Source organism: Streptomyces ossamyceticus (assembly GCF_001418475.1).
Lineage (GTDB): Bacteria > Actinomycetota > Actinomycetes > Streptomycetales > Streptomycetaceae > Streptomyces > Streptomyces ossamyceticus.
The window spans coordinates 1-2,787 of record NZ_LIQX01000494.1 but is presented as its reverse complement, the minus strand read 5'-3'; the positions used below and the strand labels follow the sequence as shown (position 1 = coordinate 2,787).

1 protein-coding gene and 1 pseudogene are annotated in these 2,787 nt (G+C 73.9%); both read left to right on the top strand.

Features of this window, described 5'->3' with window-relative positions:
- A pseudogene (locus tag AOK15_RS47510) lies at positions 1 to 230 on the top strand (MBL fold metallo-hydrolase); the annotation flags it as partial.
- A 144-nt stretch (positions 231 to 374) separates the two neighbouring features.
- A partial coding sequence (locus tag AOK15_RS30760; RefSeq protein WP_055521614.1) for a SpoIIE family protein phosphatase occupies positions 375 to 2,787 on the top strand: 2,413 nt, incomplete at its 3' end.

The window sequence follows — 2,787 nt, the reverse complement described above, 5'->3', positions numbered from 1 at the left end:
CCACGCCCGGCCACACCGCCGAGGACGTCAGCACCCTGGTGACCGCGAAGGAGGGCCTCGTGGTCCTCACCCATCTGTGGTGGACCGCCGAGGGGCCGGCCGACGACCCCTTCGCCCCCGACCGCGACCAGCTGCGGGCCGCCAGGGAGAAGGTCCTCGCCCTCGGCCCGGCCCTCATAGTCCCCGGCCACGGCGCGCCCTTCGTGCCGTCGGCGTCGACGCCCGTCTGACGGGCTCCACCCCGGCCCCGGAGGTCGGTGCGCGCCGCGCAACCGGTTGAGCGGGATGCCCCGCGGCGGGATGCTGGAGGCAGCGCCCGTGCCGGGCGCACAGCGCCGTGCTGGACAACGGCAGAACGACGTCGGGGTACGCCCATGGACAACGAGCCCGACACGACCAGGGAAGCGGAGGGACCGGCCGTACCGGACGACTTCGCGGTCGTCGTCGACGCCCGCGGAGTCGTCCTGGTGTGGAGCGACGGTGCCCGGCGGCTCCTCGGGTACCCGCCCGAGGAGGTGGTGGGCCGGCCGGCCGCGCACCTGCGGACCGCGAGGCTGCCCACGGCGACCCGGCGTCACCTGGCCGCCCGCGAACCCTGGACGAGCGACGTGGGGCTTCGGAAACGGGACGGCGACCGGGTCATCGTGCGGCTGCGGGGCACCCCCCTGCTCGACGGGCGGGGCGGGACCCACTGGGTCCTCACCCCGGCGGCGGTGACCTACTCCGCCGGGCCGACGGACACGGGGCCCGCCGAACTCTGGGACATCACGCTCGCGCAGCTCCCGCTGCCCGTCGCCATCTACGACAGCGAGGCCCGGTTCGTCACCTGCAACCAGGTGATGAGCCAGGCCATGGGGCTGAACCCGGACGAGATGAGAGGGCGGACGCTGTGGGAGATCTACCCCGCCCCGCCCCTGGACGAGATCGACCGTCTCCAGCACGAGGTCGCGCGCACCGGAGAGATGATCTACCGCGAGGAGCAGCCCTTCCGGGCCTCCGGTGAGGTCCGCGACCACGCGTGGTCGCTGTTCCTGTCCCCGCTGAAGGACAGGGCGGGCTCCGTACTGGGACTGTCGGCCCTGGTCATCGACATCACCGAGCAGTACTGGGCCCGCCGGCGCCTGGCCGTGCTGAACGACGCCAGCGTGCGCATCGGCAGCACCCTCGACGTGACCCGGACCGCCGAGGAACTGGCCGAGGTGGCGGTGACGGGGTTCGCCGACTTCGCCACCGTCGACCTGCTGGAGTCGGTCGTCCAGGGCCACGAGCCGCAGCCCGTGCCCCCGGACGCGCCGGTCGTCTGCCGCCGTAACGCACAGCGGTCGGTGCTCAAGGGAGTCCCGGAATCCGTGGTCGCCACGGGCGACATCGACATCCACCCGCCCGGCTCCCCGGCGGCCGAGGCCCTGATCACCGGCCGCGGCAGCTACCACAGCGCGGGCGACCCCCTGCTGCGGGAGTGGCTGGCCGCCTCCCCGGGACGCATCGACAACATGCGGCGCTTCAAGATCCATTCGGTGCTGATGGTGCCGCTCCGCGCCCGGGGCATCACCCTCGGCGTGATGCTCCTGCTGCGCCACCGCACCGAGGACGCCTTCAGCGAGGACGACCTGGTGCTGGCCGAGGAGATCGCCGCCAGGGCGGCGGTGAGCATCGACAACGCCCGCCGCTACACCCGTGAGCGGCACACCGCGATCACCCTCCAGCGCAGCCTCCTGCCCGAGCGCCTCCCCGAGGTGGAGTCCGCGGACCTCGCCTACCGGTACCTGCCCGCGGGCCCCGGGGACGAGATCGGCGGAGACTGGTTCGACGTCATCTCCCTGTCCGGGGGACGCGTGGCACTGGTGGTGGGCGACGTGGTCGGCCACGGCGTGCACGCCTCCGCCACGATGGGCCGGCTCCGCTCCGCCGTACGGACCCTCGCCGACGCCGACTTCACCCCCGACGAACTGCTCACCCGGCTGGACGACCTGGTGATCCGCCTCGACCGGGAGGAGGGCCCGGACGCGCGGAGCGCAGCGGAGGGCGCCTCGGGCGAGGTCGGGGCCACCTGCCTCTACGCCGTCTACGACCCCGTGGCCGGTTGCTGCGACCTGGCCCGGGCCGGGCACCCACCGCCCGTCCTGATGCGGCCCGACGGCACCGTGGAGGTGCTGGAGCTGCCCCCCGGGCCACCGCTCGGCCTGGGCGGACTGCCCTTCGAGGCCGCCCGGATCGACATGGCCGAGGGCAGCACGCTCGCCCTCTACACCGACGGCCTGATCGAGGCCCCCGGCCGCGACGTCGACGTCGGACTCGACCTGCTGACCGAGGCGCTGCGCCATCCCGCCGCCGATCTGGAGGAGATCTGCGACGAGGTGCTCCGCAAGGTGCGGCCCGACCCCCCTGCCGACGACATCGTCCTGCTCCTCGCCAGGACCGCCACGCTCGGCGCCGACCGGGTCAGCACCTGGGAGCTGCCCCTGGACCCCGCGGCCGTCGGCGGGGCCCGCCGGATGGCGGCCGAGCAACTCGACGCATGGGGACTGGCCGACCTCGACTTCGCCACCGAGCTGATCGTCAGCGAGCTGGTCACCAACGCGATGCGCTACGGCAACGCCCCCATCCATCTGCGGCTGATCCGCGCCGACGCCCTCATCTGCGAGGTCTCCGACTCCAGCAGCGCCGCCCCCCATCTGCGGCGGGCCCGGGTCTTCGACGAGGGCGGACGCGGACTGCTCCTCGTCGCGCAGGTCGCCGAGCGCTGGGGCAGCCGCCAGACGTCCGCCGGCAAGACGATCTGGGCCG